Source organism: Psychroflexus salinarum, assembly GCF_042677225.1.
Lineage (GTDB): Bacteria > Bacteroidota > Bacteroidia > Flavobacteriales > Flavobacteriaceae > Psychroflexus > Psychroflexus salinarum.
On record NZ_JBHTIV010000002.1, the window covers coordinates 278,599 to 295,099 of the forward strand.

A 16,501-nucleotide genomic window follows, 5' to 3' on the forward strand; every position below is an offset into this window, starting at 1 on the left:
AACAAATTATTTTGGTTTTAACCAATATATTTATTTAAAACCAATTAGTTAAAATTTAGATGATCTAAAATCAAATATTAATATCTCAGATTAATTTAATTTTTTTATAAATTCAACGTTTAATATTTTAAACAAGTTCGCATGAAAAAAATATATTTATTACTATTGATTGTTTTTATTTCTTTTGAATCATTTAGTCAAGGGACCATGCTCTTAAGACAGCCAACTTTATCGGCTGAAGATGTGGTTTTTGTTTATGCTAATGATTTGTGGAAAGCACCACTTTCTGGCGGTGATGCGATTCGACTGACAACCTATGAAGGCTATGAATCTTCACCGCACTTTTCTGATGATGGAAAATGGATTGCTTTTAGTGCAGAATATGATGGCAATACAGATGTTTATGTAATTCCTGCTGATGGAGGAACGCCAAAAAGATTGACTTATCACCCTGGAGGTGATATTGTGCAAGGCTGGACACCTTCTGGTGAAATACTATTTCGAACTGGTAGAAAATCACATCCTACTCAAACTTCACAATTATTTACTGTATCAACTGAAGGGAGTTTTCCGCAGCCTTTGGTAGACATTAGAGCGGCTTATGGAGAAGTGTCTCCAAATGGGGATTATTTAGCTTATACTCCTATTACTTCATGGGATCCCGAGTGGAGAAATTACCGAGGTGGACAGGCTATGCCGATTTGGATTTTGAATTTGAAAAACCAGGAATTGACCAGAACACCCCAGTTAGACAGGGAGAGACATCTAGACCCGGTTTGGGTTGGAGAAAAAGTATATTACTTATCAGAAAGGGATTATGTGAGTAATATCTGGAGTTATGATTTAAAATCTAAAGAAGAAGAACAAATCACTTTTCATAAAAAATTTGATGTCAAAAGTTTAGATGCCTTCGGAGATCAAATTGTTTACGAACAAGGGGGATATTTACACACCTTAAATACGAATGACAAATCAGCCCAACAATTAAAAATAAATGTAGCTAGTGATTTGAATTTTAGCAGAGAAAGATGGGAAGATGTAAACGGAGGAAATGTGAGCAATCCGAATCTTTCACCAAATGGTAAAAGAGCTGTTTTTGAACATAGAGGAGACATATTTACGTTTCCAAAAGAGGAAGGAAGCTGGAGAAACATAACTCAGAGTAGTGGAGTTGCCGACAGGTTTCCGATTTGGTCACCAAAAGGAGATAAAATTGCCTGGTTTTCAGACGAAAGTGGAGAATATCAAATGGTAGTTGCAGATCAATTTGGGGACAACCAAAAATCTTATGCTCTAAAAAATCCAACATTCTACTTCACTCCAGATTGGTCACCAGATGGAAAACTGATCAGCTACACTGACACTGATTATAACTTGTGGTATATCAATTTAGAAAATGGAAAAGTCAAAAAAGTAGATACTGACGGCTTTGCACATCCTAATAGGACAATGAATCCCAACTTTTCACCAGACAGTCGTTTTATTGCTTATGAAAAACAGCAAAACAGCCATTTCAAAGCTATTTTCGTCTATGACATCGAATCTGGAAAAACACATCAAGTGTCGGATCCTTTGGCAGATGCTACTTCACCACAATGGGATCAGTCTGGAGACTATTTGTATTTCTTAGCAAGTACAGACTATGGTTTAAATACAGGCTGGTTGGACATGAGTTCTTATGATCCCTCAGTTACAAGAAGTTTATATACAGTCGTTTTAAGCGCTGATGGGAAGGCTCCAAACTTGCCAGAAAGCGATGAAGAGGAAGCAAAGAAAGCCGAAGATGAGGACGATAAAAACAAAAAGGAGAATGATAAAAAAGAAGAAACCAAAATCGTAAATATTGATTTTGATAATATTCAAGACAGAGTTGTTGCCTTAAAATTACCAGCAAGGAATTATCAATTTATCAGAAGTTCCCAAGAACAAAAGCTATACATAGCAGAATCAATTCCTAATAAAGATGGATTAAAAGTTCATAACTATGATGTAAAGGAAGAAAAAGCTGAAGATTTTGAAGAAGGGGTTAGCCAAATGGTACTCTCCAAAAATGGTGATTTTACACTAATTCAAAAAGATGGAAGTTGGAACATAACCGATACCAAAGGAAAAGTAAAACCAGAGGATAAAATTTCAATTTCGGCTAAAATGAATGTAAATCCAAAAGCTGAGTATGCCCAGATTTTCAAAGAAGGCTGGAGATTTATGCGTGATTTTCTATATGTGGACAATGTACACGGTGCTCCATGGGACAAGGTGTACAGTTGGTATCAGCCTTGGGTTGAGCATGTGCATCATAGAACAGATTTGAATTACTTAGTTGATATCTTAAGCGGTGAAGTAGCCATTGGTCATTCTTATGTTTCTGGTGGAGATATGCCAGATGTGGAAAGAGTTCCTGTAGGTTTGCTTGGCGCTGATTATAAAATTGAAAACGGGCATTATAAAATTACCAAAGTATATGACGGAGAGAAGTGGAATCCTGATATTGAAGCTCCTTTAGGTCTAACCGGCCAAAAGATAAAAGAAGGAGATTATATTTTGGAAGTGAACGGTAGAAGCATTACTGCCGATGATAATATTTATGAACACTTCGCACAAACTGCTGGAAGAACAGTTTCTTTGATGGTAAACAGTAAGGCTTCATTATCTGGAGCAGAACTTGTATATGTCAAACCCGTCAGAAGAGAAAATGGACTTAGGTATATAGAATGGGTAGAAAGCAACAGAAGAAAGGTTGATGAAATGTCCGATGGAAAACTGGCATATGTGTATATCCCTAATACAAGTCAGCCAGGGTTTACAAGCTTCAATCGTTATTATTTCTCACAGCAAGATAAAAAAGGAGTTGTTTTAGATGAAAGAAACAACGGAGGTGGTTCTGCTGCAGATTATATGATAGATATTATGACCCGTGAACCTATTGGTTACTTCAACAGTAAGGCAGGAGATAACAGACCTTGGACTTCACCTTTAGCAGGAATTTGGGGGCCAAAAGTGATGATTATCAATGAAAGAGCTGGTTCCGGTGGAGATTTACTACCTTACATGTTCAAGAAAAAAGACATCGGTCCTTTGGTAGGAACTCGCACCTGGGGCGGACTTGTGGGGACCTGGGATACGCCTCAATTTATTGATGGCGGTAGAATGGTGGCACCAAGAGGAGGTTTTTATGATACTGATGGAGAATGGGCTGTAGAAGGTGAAGGTGTAGCACCAGATATTGAAGTGATTGATGAACCTAAAATGGCTTTGCAAGGCAGAGATGCACAGTTGGAAAAAGCAGTACAGGAAGCTTTGAAGTTGCTGGAAACTGAAGAATTTAAAATGGAACCAGAGCCTGAAGCTCCAGTGAGGTGGAAGCGACCAGAAGGTTATGATAAAAAATAAAAATCTAAATGAAATAGAATGAGCCGTGGAGTATTCATATTTCACGGTTTATTATATGTAAAACAGAACGCCGTAAACTAAATCATTTTCAACATCACATAATTGGGGTTGGAATGTTTGTCACTGATCTTGAAATCATGTTCACCGATGATTTTAAAATCATTTTTAGTGTAAAACTTGAGTCCTTTTTTATTTTCGGTCCAGACAAATAGCCAAAAAGCTCTTTGTTGATGGTTTCTTGCGATTTCTATATTATGTTTCAAAAGTTCTTCGCCTAAACCAAGTCCGTAGAAATCTTTTAAAAGATAAAGCCTTTCAAATTTGGCGATAGGTGTGATGTCTGTGAAGGGTTGAGGTTTATCTAAAATAAGTTTGGAATAACCAGCAAGTTGGTTATTGAAATATATTTTATTGAAATGAATATTAGGATCATTAAGGGCTTTTGAAAGTTCTTCTATATTGAAATGAAAGTCAACGTAATTTTCAATATCTGAAGCTTCGGCGCTATGCCCATGAGATTCTATAAAAGTGGCTTGACTTAGTTTTGCTAGAGATTCAACTTCAGAGGAACCAATAGCTTTTATACTTATCGACATCTTTCAATTTTTCTGCAAATAAAAGCAATAGCATCAACTTATCTTTATAATAAAAGTTGAATTATCTTTGAGCAACAAGTCAATTTAAAACAAATTCAGAATAATGATATATCATCATCTCCGAAATGCTACAGTCGTAATTGAAACTGAAACTGATTTCATCTTGGTAGACCCAATGCTTGGCGAGGTGGGAACTATTGAAGCGTTTACCAAAGAACGTTTTCCTCCTCAACGAAATCCCTTGGTTCAGTTACCCAATGCTAAATATAAACTTGCAAAAACAACTCAGGTTTTAATTTCTCATCAACATGCAGACCACCTAGATGAAGCTGGAATAAAGTTTATAAAAGAGAATAATCTTGCGGTAACCTGTAGTGTTTTGGATGCGAAAAATCTAAAAGACAAAGGTCTGAGGGTTGTACAGGAATTAAATTATCATCAGCCAGAGGCTTTTTTGGGTGGAAAAATAGAAGGAATTCCTGCTCAACATGGATATGGAGAAGTTGCGGAGTTGATGGGAAATGTGATGGGTTTTTATATTGAGTTGCCTAATGAGCCAAGTTTGTATTTGGCATCTGACACTATTTTTACAGATGAGGTTGCCAGAGTTTTGGTTAACTATGAACCTGAAATTTCAGTGATTGCTTGTGGATCTGCACAGCTGGATCAATATGAGCCTATTTTGATGACCGAAGAAGATATTGTAAGGTTCACGAATTTAAATTTTGGAACGACTATTTGTAATCATCTTGAAGCTTTGAATCATTGTCCAACTACACGTGCAGAATTGAAATCGAAATTCAAAGAACAAAAACTAAATCATAAAGTCTGGATTCCTGAAGATGGAGAGTCGAAGGAATTTTAAAAAATATACCTTACAAATCAACCTATACTTACTACTATGAAATTTTTTTACATCATTCTATTCTCTTTGCTAATTTCTTTCACTAACTATGCCCAAGATATCTCTGGGGACTGGACCGGTGAATTGAACTTTGCAGGAACATCACTCGTTATTAATTTCAAAATTTATAAAAGTGAAGGAAAATACCAATCTTTGATTAGCTCTCCTGCTCAAAACCTTAGTGATTTAAAAACCACCTCCACCTCTTTAGCAGATTCTTTATTGACAATCGATATAGAAACTTTAAGAGCAAAATATAAGGGAAAATGGTCTACAAAGGATACTATTGCTGGGAATTTTATTCAAAATGGAATGTCTTTGAAATTAAACCTCTCCCGTGGAAATACTAAATTAGAAAGACCACAAGAACCACAGCCACCTTTTGATTATTATGTGGAAGATGTGGTCTTTACAAATGCAAAAGATAGCATAGATCTGGCTGGAACACTTACTTTGCCAAAAAAAGAAGGGGAATTTCCAGTTGTGATTCTTATAAGCGGGACCGGACCTCAAGACCGTAATAGTACAATTTTGAGGCATAAGCCTTTTTTACTATTGGCTCATGAGTTAACTCAAAGCGGAGTAGGTGTTTTCAGGTTTGATGAACGTGGCGTCGGAGAGTCTGAAGGTGAATTTCTAAAAGCCGAACTTGAAGATTTTATAACTGATGTTAAATCTGCTTATGATTTTTTGAAAGTTAGGGACGATATAAATTCAGAAAAAATAGGTCTTTTAGGACATAGCATTGGAGGAGTTGTTGCCCCAAGACTGGCTGTAAAAGAAGATATTTCATTTTTGATCTTACTTGCAGCACCAGGCATTGATGGTGATAAAATGATGCTGAAACAAAGAGCAGACTTTCTAAAAATCAGAGGATTGAATGATACTCAGGTAGAACAGTCTAATGAAATTTTTGAAAATACCTTTAAATTTATAAGAACAAGCAGCGCGACAGGCAAACAGTTTGAAGTTGAACTTATTCAATTTATGAAAGAAAATTATGCAGATGTGATGATGGAAAAAGAATTGAAGGCTATTGTAGAGCAAGTGTTATCAAAAGAAATATTGGGTCTTTTAAGAAATAGGCCTTCTCAATATCTAAGTTTGGTAGACTGTCCAGTCCTGGCTATAGGTGGAACCAATGATTTCCAGGTGTCTTCAAAAGAAAATTTAGAGGCCATTGAACTTGCAGTGAAAAAAGGAGGCAACGAAAAGATTGAAATAAAAGAATTTGAGGGATTAAATCATCTTTTCCAAGAAAGTGAAACAGGCGACAGTGCAGAATATGGAACAATTGAACAAACCATGTCTCCAGAAGTTTTAAAATATATTAAGGACTGGATGATGAGAACTCTATAAATAAGATTTTGGAATCTTTTATGTCTAGTTGAGGTCAATATGGGTAACACACGTTACACTTAAAATCACAGTAGATATTTACTTTTGTGAATTAGCAAAAACTTCTCAACCAAATTGAAAACTAATTTATTTTTAATTCTTTTTCTTGCCTGCATTGCGACTAGTAATGCGCAAAATGGAGTTGAAGATGAAAGACAATCTCGTATTGAAAATTACTTCAAAAATTCTACGTTAAAGGGTAGAATTCGAAATTTTACAATGGCTACGTACAATCGAGGTAGTCTTCAGAATTATTCTACAAATGCATCTGGGGGTGTCATTAATTTTAAAACAGAGTCATTCAAAGGATTTCAAGCTGGAATCCAGGCAAGTTTTACTTACAAAACTATTGGTAGTGATTTGAAAAGTATTGATCCTGTTGTTGAGAGGGGTGATAAGTGGGAGTTTGAACTTTACGACGTTTTCAATAAAGGAGAATTCAATCATTTAGTAAGGTTGGATGAGCTTTATCTAAAGTATCAAGTAGGGAATAATTATTTATCCTACGGAAAGATTAAAACAGAATATACGAGAATCATAAATGCGAGTGATGGACGGATGAATAGATTTGCGCATTCCGGCGCTTGGATGCATCTCAATTTTGATTCCTCTCACAGTTTGGATTTGGGTTGGCTCAACAGAGTATCACCAAGAGCTTCATATGATTGGTTCGATTTCAAAGATGTATTTGGGCTTGTAAATCAAGGATTTCAGCCTAACGGAGAACTAGCCAGTTATAGAAATTTCTATCCAAGTAATGGTATTTCAGTTGTGAGTTATGGTATTAAAGGTGATAATTTAAATTTTCATTTTTATAATTTTCTTTTTGATAAAATCAGCAACATTTCTTGGTTGGAGGTAGACCTTACATTTCAATCCTATAAAATTGGGATTCAATATGCACACTCAAGACCGCTAGACTTTGGCGATCAGCTAAATTTTGAAAATAGATATCTACAACCAGATGAGCGAGCCAATATTTTCAGCACGAAATTATCATGGTTCAATACACCATGGGAGGTAAGTTTAGCTTATACTCATGCAATGGACACCGGCAGGTTTCTATTTCCAAAGGAAATAGGAAGAGATAATTTTTATACGTCTATGCCAAGGTCTAGATTAGAAGGCCTTGGAGGAGTTGATGTTTTTACCTTCAGGATAGATTATCATTTTATAAATCCAAATCTAAAAATTGGCTTCAATTATCAAGATTTAAGTGGTGCAGAAGTAGGAGATTTTCATCTCAATAAGTATAACATAGACAGTACACGACAATTCAATACACAATTTACCTACAGTCCAAAAGGGTTTTTTAAGGGTTTAAGTTTTGATTTACTATGGGTCTACAGAGAAAACAAAAACGAAAATCAGCCTGAATTATTTTTCAATAGAAGTAACTTTCATCAGCTCAATTTTGTAACTAATTTTCATTTCTGAATTTGATACAATTAGAGTTTTTGATTTTAGATACTAAGCTTAAATATCAAGATAGTAATTATGATAACGTCTAGAGGTGTAAACTAAACTGAATAAATAAGCTAAATCCAATTTAGAAACTTATCTGAAATAAAAAGATTATTTTTAATCAAAATTTCATGAATAGTCAACTATATAAACACAAAATCAGTCAAAATGAAAACAATCCTATTTTCTTTTATAATTTTAGTAGCCAACTTAAGTTTAGCGCAATCATTTGAAGGTTCATGGCAACTTATTAGTCTAAACGATGAAAAAATTACCAACAGAGAAGTTGTAAAAATTGTGGTAGATGGCTATTTCTCCTTAGGATCTAAGAAGCTAGAAGACAATTCATTTCTTGGAGCAGCTGGTGGGGAATACAAAATTGATGGAAATACTCTCATAGAAAAAAGAGATTATGACACCTACGATAATTCCAAAATTAATGAGGAAAGAGAATACAAGCTCTCCTGGCTCAGTGATGATAAGGTTGAAATATCTGATGCTGAACATATAAAAATATGGAAAAGACTATCTGATGAAGAAGATGAATTAACTGGAAACTGGGTAATTACAGGAAGAAAAAGAGGGGATAAAATGAATACAATGACCCCTGGTGATCGACGAACTATCAAAATCTTGAATGGGAATCGTTTTCAGTGGGTAGCTTTCAATTCGGCTACAAAAACTTTTAATGCCACTGGAGGAGGTAACTATTCAGCAGAAGAGGGTATTTATATAGAAGACATAGGCTTCTTTTCTAAAAATAAGACCAGAGTAGGAGATGAACTTGACTTTGAATATGAAGTTATCAATGGCAGATGGCATCACAGAGGTCAAAGTTCCAAAGGTCAGCCGATTTATGAAATATGGTCTCCATATTCTGAAGCCTATCCAACTAAATTTCTGAGTGACAATTAACATTGTAAAATTTTTATTTTTTTACTATTTAATTACTACGCTTATAAAGTTTTAATATCATAATTTTTTGTTGTCTGTCATTGCTACGATTACATTATTATTTACATTTGTTTAACAATTAGTGAGCGGTCACTTATCTAAACAAAAATAAATGCAAGATGATATTCTTATCAATAAAATACCTCATTCTCTCAAAAATTCTAAAATCTATGATGTCGTAGTAACCGATCTAAAAGGTAACTATGCTTATGTAAATGAAACATTCAAAAATCGATTCTCTTTCATAACACATGAGTTTGTTGGAAAATCTTCAGCGATAACAATGCATCCTGATGAAAAGGCAAAAATGGAGGCATTAGTAAATAAATGCTTTGAACATCCATTTGAGTGTTTTCCTGTAGAAATAAGAAAACCTTTAAAAGATAAAAAAGGTTATAATTGGACCCAGTGGGAGTCTTCCGTATTGAGTGACGAAAACCTTCAACCCATTGGTATATTGTGTGTTGGATTTGATATTACAGGCCCTCAACATAATAATATGAAATTTAAGGAGTCTCAAACTAAACTGACAAAGACTATAGAGGCAATTCCCCACCCATTACTTATCTTATGTGAACAAAGTTACATAATATATGTAAATAATGAATTTGAGAATATTTTTGGATATTCGCCTAAAGAAATTTTAGGTGAAAAGTTAGAAATTCTTTTTCACAAAGATAAAGTGAAGGATTACAACAAACTCTTTAGCCAATATATTGACGATAGTGCTAAAAAAATGAGAGTGAATCACTTTTTGAATTTTGTAAATAAGAAAGATGAAAATGTAACTGTAGGAATAAGCTTAAATAGCTTTTACGATAACGATAATCTAAACGTTATTGTTATTCTGGAAGACTTGACAGTAGCTAAAGAAAATCAAGATACAATTGTTAATCAAAACAATGCTTTTAAAAAAATAGCATGGAAGCATTCTCATGAACTCAGAAAACCTGTTGCTAATATTCTTGGCTTATCAAATTTGTTGAATATTGAAAATTTGCAAAGCGAAACTAATTATAAAACTATTTCATTTTTGAAAGAAGCTGCAAATGAACTAGATCATATTACCAGAGGAATAGTAAAGTATGCAAACGAGAGTGAGTATGAGATTAAATTCAAAAAACATAAAAGAAATTTGTATTAAATACTATCACATTACTCTATTGTGGTGATTTCTTTAAACCAAATCAATAGAGTAATTTTTTAATTTATATACTCTATACTTATTGTTGAATTTTCACTCAAAATAAATTTACACTTTGAAAATTTAGGTCTTCCAAAAGATGTCAACTTTGATGCTCCTACTGGCTCTTTTGGTATTCCAATAAAATTAGTGTCCATTTTTGCATTTCCATTTAAGTCTTGGAAAACTGAAACGGCATATACACCTTTGCTCAAATTTTCAAATGTATATTCTGCTGTAGAACCAAATCCTGTAATCTGTCCAGTACTTACAGCTTTATCGTTATCGCTAGGAAAGCTTTCTTCATTATCATGAATAGAAAGGTAAATAGTTCCTTTCTGCTCTTCAATACCCTCAACAATCACTTTCAGACTTATATCTTGTGCAAATCCAACAAAGCTTATTGAAACTAATAAGAAACTTAAAAATAGCTTTTTCATAATCTTTATTTGGTTAAAATATTTTACAAATCAATTCTAAATTTAATACATAATTCTTGAAATAAAACTTAAGATAAAGCGACTAAGGAAAAATTAACTTGAATTAAGCAACTTTTAGACATTTTAAATTAAAAGAGTAGGGTTTATAGTTTAAAATACAATTAGTGGAAAACTCAGAAGTTTAAAACAAAAAACCACATCATATCGATGTGGTTTTGAGAAAAATGTGATCGCGACAGGATTCGAACCTGTGACCGTCTGCTTAGAAGGCAGATGCTCTATCCAACTGAGCTACGCGACCTATTTTGCGAGTGCAAATATAGAAATAATCTTCTTTTAAACAACTAATCTTTTCAAATTTATTTAATAAAAAAGCCCCAAGTAAATGGGGCTTCAAAAATTGGATTATGCTAAGTTATTTAGCATTTTTCATCCCTTCTTCAATCATTCCAAAGAATTGATCTAATTTAGGAAGAACGACTATTCTAGTTCTTCTATTTTTAGCTTTTCCTGCTGCAGTATCATTACTTGCAACTGGCTGGAATTCACCACGTCCTGCTGCAGTCATTCTTGCTGGATTTACACCATACTCATTTTGTAAAATTCTTACGACAGCTGTAGCTCTTTTAGTACTTAAGTCCCAATTGTCTTCAATATTAGTTCTTGAAATAGGATCCGTATCAGTATGACCTTCAACCATAAATTCAAAATCTTTCTTATCATTGACAACTTTAGCTACTTTAGCAAGAACTCTTTTAGCTTCATCTGTTACTTTATACTGCCCACTTCCAAACAATAATTTGTCAGAAATAGAAACAAAGACAACACCTTTTTCTACGTTAATCTGGATGTCTTCGTCATTTACATCACTTAGTGCTCCTTTCAAACTCGTAACTAAAGCGAGTGTTACACTATCCTTTCTATTGATAGCATCACGCATGGTTTTAATCTGTAGATCTTTTTCCTGCATGCTTTCTAAAGAACGCTCTAGATTTTCAGCACCTTTCTTAGAAATAGTTACAATATCTCCTTGAGTATCTAGAAGAGCTGCATTTGTATTTTGAAGTGTTTTAATCTGACTTTCATAAGAAGCTCTTATAGATTTCTTATCATCTTCACAAGCAGAAAGTTTCATTTCAGCTGTTTTTAATTGATCTTGAGTGGATTGATATTTATCTTCCATTTCCGCAAATTTCTTGTTGGAAACACAAGACGTCATCAAAACACCTGTAATTGCAATAGCAAATAATTTTTTCATTTTACGTTTAATTTTAGTTATACAAATTTAGTTTCTACTAGTTAATTAATAAACGACTTAACAATTATTTATTGTCGTTTTTTAATGCATTATAGCTTTTTATATTTAAAACAAAGCTATGCCAAACTATGCTATTTATAATGAATTCCTGCTGTTTTTTTTCTATCCGTTTTCTCTGTTTTAACATTTTAGGAATAAGACTATAAAAACTTATATGTGCTTTAAATATAGCAAAAAAGTGTAAAAGTTGCCCATTAAATATAAAACGTAATGCAGCTAAGCCATCCAGAATCATCCTGAGTAAAATGATAGGCAGTGGATTTTTCTTTGAATTTTTTAAAAGTGTATTTAATGAGTTTCGGAAATTTAAAAATGTTTTTTTTGGACTTGAACCTGATAATGTTCCTCCGCCTTGGTGGTAAACTTCACTCTTTGAAGCACACCAAATAGAATATCCTAAGTTTTTCAGCCTCCAGCACAAATCAATCTCTTCTTGATGTGCAAAGTAACTTTCATCAAATCCTTTAGCTTTTCTAAAACAGTTTTTACGAATGGCAAAACAGGCACCGCTAGCCCAAAAAATTTCAATATCTGTATCGTACTGTCCTTTATCTTCTTCAATGTGATCAAAAATACGTCCTCTACAATAAGGATATCCTATGGCATCTATAAAACCTCCTGCAGCTCCAGCATAATCAAATTTTGTAGGATTTTGGATTGACTTTATCTTTGGTTGGATCGCTGCAATTTTTTTGGAGGTCTCAAATAAAGATAATATCCCAGTAAGCCATCCTTGAGTAACTTCGACATCATTATTTAATAAGACATAAACTTCTTCTTCTACATATTTTAAAGCTTCATTGTAGCCTCCTGCAAAACCTAGGTTTGTAGTGTTTTTTAAAATAATTATTTCTGGAAATTGTTTTGCTAAAAATTCTAAAGAGTCATCCGAAGAGGCATTATCTGCAACATAAATTTTTGCATTTTCAGAATGAGTAATGACAGAAGGAAGATATTTTTCTAATAGTTTTCTTCCGTTCCAATTTAAAATAATAACTGCTACTTCCATTTATTTAATATGAGGGCAAAGTTTCTAAAAAAACATAGGTTTCTTTATTATAATCCATCTGGCAAAAGTAATGATTGATACCATTAGTAATCATCAAATAATCTGCTTTTAATGCCATGTTATATCTAGCAATTTGATCGAAAGTATCTTGTGTAATAGTCACTTTAGGTGCTTTGCATTCTACAATAAGATTGATTTTACCATTAGGTGAAAATGCAACCACATCATAACGCTTCAAAATACCGTTAATTTCGATTTGGCGCTCTTCATTCAGTAAATCTTTAGAGTAATTTTTTTCTAAGATTAAAAAACGAACGCAGTGTTGCCTGACCCATTCTTCAGGAGTCAGCACAAGATATTTTTTCCTCAAAATAGAAAATATAACAGGCTTATTTTCTTTACTTTTGAGCTTAAATGAATATTCTGGAAAATTCAATTTTTGCATAATTCAAAGAAACGAAATTGAATCAAATTGAAGCTTAGCCTATGAAGGATTTTAAATCTATACTTTCAGACCTCGATCAGCGTAAATTTTCTCCTATTTATTTCTTGGTAGGAGAGAAGGAGACTTTTTTTGTTGACCTTATTGCTGATAAAATTGAGGAAACTGTTCTCTCTGAAGAAGAAAAAGCTTTCAATCAAAGTATTTTATATGGTAAAGACGTTACTATAGATGATATAGTAGGCCAAGCTAAACAATACCCAATGATGGCAGACCATAGGGTTATTATTGTGAGGGAAGCTCAATCTTTGATGAAAACCTTAGATAGTTTGTCTTCTTATGTTGAACAACCTCAAGAAAACACCATTTTAGTTTTTTGTGTGAAATACAAAAAAATGGATGGTCGATTGAAAGTAACTAAGTCGCTGAAAAAGAAAGCAGTTTACTTTGAAACAAAACCTCTTTATGATAACCAGGTTCCCCAATGGATTTCAGAAACACTTCATGCTTCTGGATATACAATAGCTCCAAAAGCTTCAGAAATGCTAGTCGAATTTTTAGGAAATAACCTTTCTCATATTTATAAAGAGCTTGAAAAGCTTCAGCATGTGCTGCCTAAAGGTTCAAAAATTACACCCGAACTCATTGAGGAAAATATAGGAATAAGTAAAGATTTTAATAATTTTGAATTGACTAAAGCAATTGGGGTTAAAGATGAAGTTAAAGCTCAACAGATTGTATCATATTTTTCTCAAAACTCAAAAAACCATCCAATAGTACTTACAATAGCGCAACTCAATTCATTTTTTAATAAGCTTTTGAGATATCATGCACTAAAAGACAAGTCTCAAAACGCTGCTGGAAGAGCTTTGGGAGTAAATCCTTTTTTTGTAAAAGATTACAGTTTTGCGGCACAAAAATACTCTATGAAAAAAGCAAGTCAAGCTATAGCTTTAATCCGTGAAGTCGATATGAAAGGTAAAGGTGTAAAATCCAATCAAATTTCAAATGGTGACTTATTAAAAGAATTGCTCGTAAAATTGATGCGCTAGTTTTCTTTAGCTCTTAGTTCATCTATTTTCTTGCTTACATCGTCCGCTTCTTTAAGTTTAGCATCAGATTTCTGTCGGTTGCTTTTTGACAAATCAAAAGCTTCTTTTTGAAGTTTTTTATATTCTTCTTGAAGTTTTTCTAAATCTGTTTTCTTTTTGAATAGTCCAAACATAATTTTTTATTTGCAAGTTCAAATTACAGGACCGATTTTATTTATAAACATATATTAAATTAACGAAAAATTATTGGCGAGTTAAGCTTAGCGAATTAATGAAATATTTCCGCTGTAGGTTTTGTCATTTATTTTGATACGATACCAATAATCGTCTGGAGGCATTTTTCTCCCGTTGTAAGTACCATCCCATTGGAAAGGTGCCTTATTACTTTGAATCAATATTTTTCCAAATCTGTCAAAAATCATTATTTCAAAGTCATCAAAAAAAATATCACCTCCAATCTGAAATTCATCATTAATTTGGTCACTATTTGGTGTGAAAAATTTTGGAATCTCAATATATAAAAATTCTTTTGTAACTATTTTACAGCCATTATTTTCACGAACATATACTGTATATAAGCCTCCTGATAAATTATAAAAAACAGGTTGATTTTGATAATTGTTTCCATCTATTGAGTAGCTGAAATCTCCTTCTGAAGCTAATTCAATAACTAATGAATTGTCAATTTTAGAAACATTTGAGATGATTGGATTTGTAAAGTTTTCAACAGTAAAACTTTTGGAAACTACACAATTATCTTCTGTAGTCAATTGAAGGCCATAAACTCCAGCGCTATTAACCTCAATAGAATTACTTGTCTCTCCATTACTCCATAGATAATCAACATTTTCAAAGCTCTCACTTAAATTCACACTTTCACCTATACAAATTTTTATGGTTTCATCAAAAAGTTCAGGAGTTTCAAAATCAGTATATTGAATAGCTATACGGTTAGGATTTATACAATTTCCTTGAATAGTTGTTGCTTCCGCAAAATAAGTTCCATTGCTTTCTGGCTCATAGACGAAGGTGTTTTCTGCCAAAAGAATTCCTCCAGTAGGACTATCATACCAGTTCACACTTATATCTGAATTGGTTTGTACTTCAATACTTCTTATTTCTCCTCCGCAACTATATACATCACCATTACTTACCGGATCTTTAAATTCAATTTGATTTACCTCAAAAACAGAAGAAATACTATTGCAAGCAGTGCTATTTACATTGGTAAAATCTTCAGCTACAAGCGCTCTATAAAATTGATCACTGTTAATTTGTGGAATTACCAATTGATTATTTGTTTCACCAGGAATATTAGACCAGTTGTCACCATCTTGACTGTTTTGCCACTGATAATTTGGCGATTCATAAATACTAAAATCAGGACTGGCTTCTAAAGTGAGATTTGTTAAGGATTCATCTTCACAGAGCTGGATATTTGTTTCACCATTTTGACTAATGATTTCAGTAAAATCACCACAGGATTTAAATACGATATCATCTATGGCCAAATCATTCCCACACCCGCCTTCTCCATTATTTAACATCTTTAAAATGACAGAGTTTTGCCCTGGTTGTGTAGTGAAAGTTAAAGCAAACTGATCCCATACTGGAGAGCTCGCTCCATAAATATTTCCAGTATCGCCTTCAGCCAAAATTGTGGTATTGGTTTCATCCCAAATCTGAAATTTGACATTAACAGGGATCCCGTTCCCCTCGCAACCTGAAGCTGGTAAGATGTTTATAAGCCAGGCAGAAAATTCATAAGAATTATTAACACAAAGGTTGTTGATAGTTGTTTTAAAAAATTCCCCTGGTGTAAAATCTGCATTTATAACGAGAGCTTTACCATTTTCGTCATTTGGCGTATGATCCTGGGGGAGATTCCAACCAAAGTCAAACGTGCTGTTAGTGATGGTATACTGACCATCGTCAGGATTGTTCCCATTAACAAATTCGTATGTAGTCGTACCTGGAGGTAATGCTGGTCCGTTTTGTGTTCCCTGTCCAAAATCTTCTTTAAAAATGGCATCTCCAGAATTTCCCTGGCAAAATCCTAAACCATTCTGAGCTGATGAACCGAAACTTGCAACAAAAGCAAACAGTACTGCTATTATTAATTTTTTATTCAAAAGGTTACCCATTAACTTAAGACTGCAAAAATACGATTACTGAAAAAAGAAAGACCTATTCCTTTTAAGAATAGGTCCTAAATCTAATATACTTGTAAGGGTTGAATGTTTTTATGAACTTCCCTGATTAAAGTTGACCGTTATTAAACATTAATTTCATTATTAAAAATAGTAATTGATTGTTGATGAAAAGTACTTTTCATCAACAATCTTTTTTCG

Annotated in this window: 14 protein-coding genes and 1 tRNA gene; 7 read left to right on the plus strand and 8 right to left on the minus strand. The window is 33.4% G+C overall.

Annotated features, from left to right (window positions below):
* The first annotated feature begins 141 nt into the window (after positions 1-141).
* Positions 142-3,390, plus strand: a complete 3,249-nt coding sequence (locus ACFQ0R_RS01295; protein WP_379656562.1) for a S41 family peptidase — start codon at positions 142-144, stop codon at positions 3,388-3,390.
* A gap of 77 nt (positions 3,391-3,467) precedes the next feature.
* Here ACFQ0R_RS01295 and ACFQ0R_RS01300 read toward each other — a convergent pair whose 3' ends face one another.
* The gene (locus ACFQ0R_RS01300; RefSeq protein ID WP_379656563.1) at positions 3,468-3,986 is read right to left on the minus strand and encodes a GNAT family N-acetyltransferase; all 519 of its coding nucleotides are present in this window, start codon (positions 3,984-3,986) and stop codon (positions 3,468-3,470) included.
* A 103-nt stretch (positions 3,987-4,089) separates the two neighbouring features.
* Between ACFQ0R_RS01300 and ACFQ0R_RS01305 the strand changes: the two genes are divergently transcribed.
* The 5 genes from ACFQ0R_RS01305 (at position 4,090) to ACFQ0R_RS01325 (ending at position 9,850) form a co-directional block, all read left to right on the plus strand.
* Positions 4,090-4,851 (plus strand): MBL fold metallo-hydrolase, encoded by a 762-nt coding sequence (locus tag ACFQ0R_RS01305; RefSeq protein ID WP_379656564.1) that lies wholly within the window; start codon positions 4,090-4,092, stop codon positions 4,849-4,851.
* Positions 4,852-4,887: 36 nt separating this feature from the next.
* Positions 4,888-6,249: an alpha/beta hydrolase family protein gene (locus tag ACFQ0R_RS01310; protein WP_379656565.1), complete on the plus strand. Its 1,362-nt coding sequence runs from the start codon at positions 4,888-4,890 to the stop codon at positions 6,247-6,249.
* A 114-nt stretch (positions 6,250-6,363) separates the two neighbouring features.
* Positions 6,364-7,725 carry a hypothetical protein gene (locus tag ACFQ0R_RS01315; RefSeq protein ID WP_379656566.1) on the plus strand — a complete coding sequence of 454 codons (1,362 nt, stop codon included), beginning with the start codon at positions 6,364-6,366 and terminating at the stop codon, positions 7,723-7,725.
* A gap of 195 nt (positions 7,726-7,920) precedes the next feature.
* On the plus strand, positions 7,921-8,667 hold the full coding sequence (locus ACFQ0R_RS01320; RefSeq protein ID WP_379656567.1) for a hypothetical protein: 747 nt from the start codon (positions 7,921-7,923) through the stop codon (positions 8,665-8,667).
* Positions 8,668-8,818: 151 nt separating this feature from the next.
* Positions 8,819-9,850: a PAS domain S-box protein gene (locus ACFQ0R_RS01325; RefSeq protein WP_379656568.1), complete on the plus strand. Its 1,032-nt coding sequence runs from the start codon at positions 8,819-8,821 to the stop codon at positions 9,848-9,850.
* 59 nt (positions 9,851-9,909) lie between these two features.
* Here ACFQ0R_RS01325 and ACFQ0R_RS01330 read toward each other — a convergent pair whose 3' ends face one another.
* From ACFQ0R_RS01330 to ACFQ0R_RS01350, 5 genes are all read right to left on the minus strand, one after another.
* A complete protein-coding gene (locus ACFQ0R_RS01330; RefSeq protein WP_379656569.1) occupies positions 9,910-10,329 on the minus strand; it encodes a DUF2141 domain-containing protein in 420 nt (139 codons plus the stop codon).
* 227 nt (positions 10,330-10,556) lie between these two features.
* Positions 10,557-10,630 (minus strand) — tRNA-Arg (locus ACFQ0R_RS01335).
* Between the two features lie 114 nt (positions 10,631-10,744).
* Complete coding sequence (locus ACFQ0R_RS01340) at positions 10,745-11,587, minus strand: OmpA/MotB family protein (RefSeq protein ID WP_379656570.1); 843 nt, start codon at positions 11,585-11,587, stop codon at positions 10,745-10,747.
* Positions 11,588-11,651: 64 nt separating this feature from the next.
* Positions 11,652-12,656 carry a glycosyltransferase family 2 protein gene (locus ACFQ0R_RS01345; protein ID WP_379656571.1) on the minus strand — a complete coding sequence of 335 codons (1,005 nt, stop codon included), beginning with the start codon at positions 12,654-12,656 and terminating at the stop codon, positions 11,652-11,654.
* Between the two features lie 4 nt (positions 12,657-12,660).
* Entirely contained in the window at positions 12,661-13,101 is a 441-nt protein-coding gene (locus ACFQ0R_RS01350) for a type I restriction enzyme HsdR N-terminal domain-containing protein (RefSeq protein ID WP_379656572.1), read from the minus strand.
* Positions 13,102-13,142: 41 nt separating this feature from the next.
* On the opposite strand from ACFQ0R_RS01350, the gene holA reads away from it, so the two are divergent.
* Positions 13,143-14,150, plus strand: a complete 1,008-nt coding sequence (holA, locus tag ACFQ0R_RS01355; RefSeq protein WP_379656573.1) for a DNA polymerase III subunit delta — start codon at positions 13,143-13,145, stop codon at positions 14,148-14,150.
* Here the strand turns inward: holA and ACFQ0R_RS01360 are convergent.
* Positions 14,147-14,323, minus strand: a complete 177-nt coding sequence (locus tag ACFQ0R_RS01360) for a Lacal_2735 family protein (RefSeq protein ID WP_379656574.1) — start codon at positions 14,321-14,323, stop codon at positions 14,147-14,149. The two genes, holA and ACFQ0R_RS01360, sit on opposite strands and share 4 nt — an antisense overlap.
* 87 nt (positions 14,324-14,410) lie before the next feature.
* Positions 14,411-16,282, minus strand: a complete 1,872-nt coding sequence (locus ACFQ0R_RS01365; RefSeq protein ID WP_379656575.1) for a T9SS type B sorting domain-containing protein — start codon at positions 16,280-16,282, stop codon at positions 14,411-14,413.
* Positions 16,283-16,501: the final 219 nt, after the last annotated feature.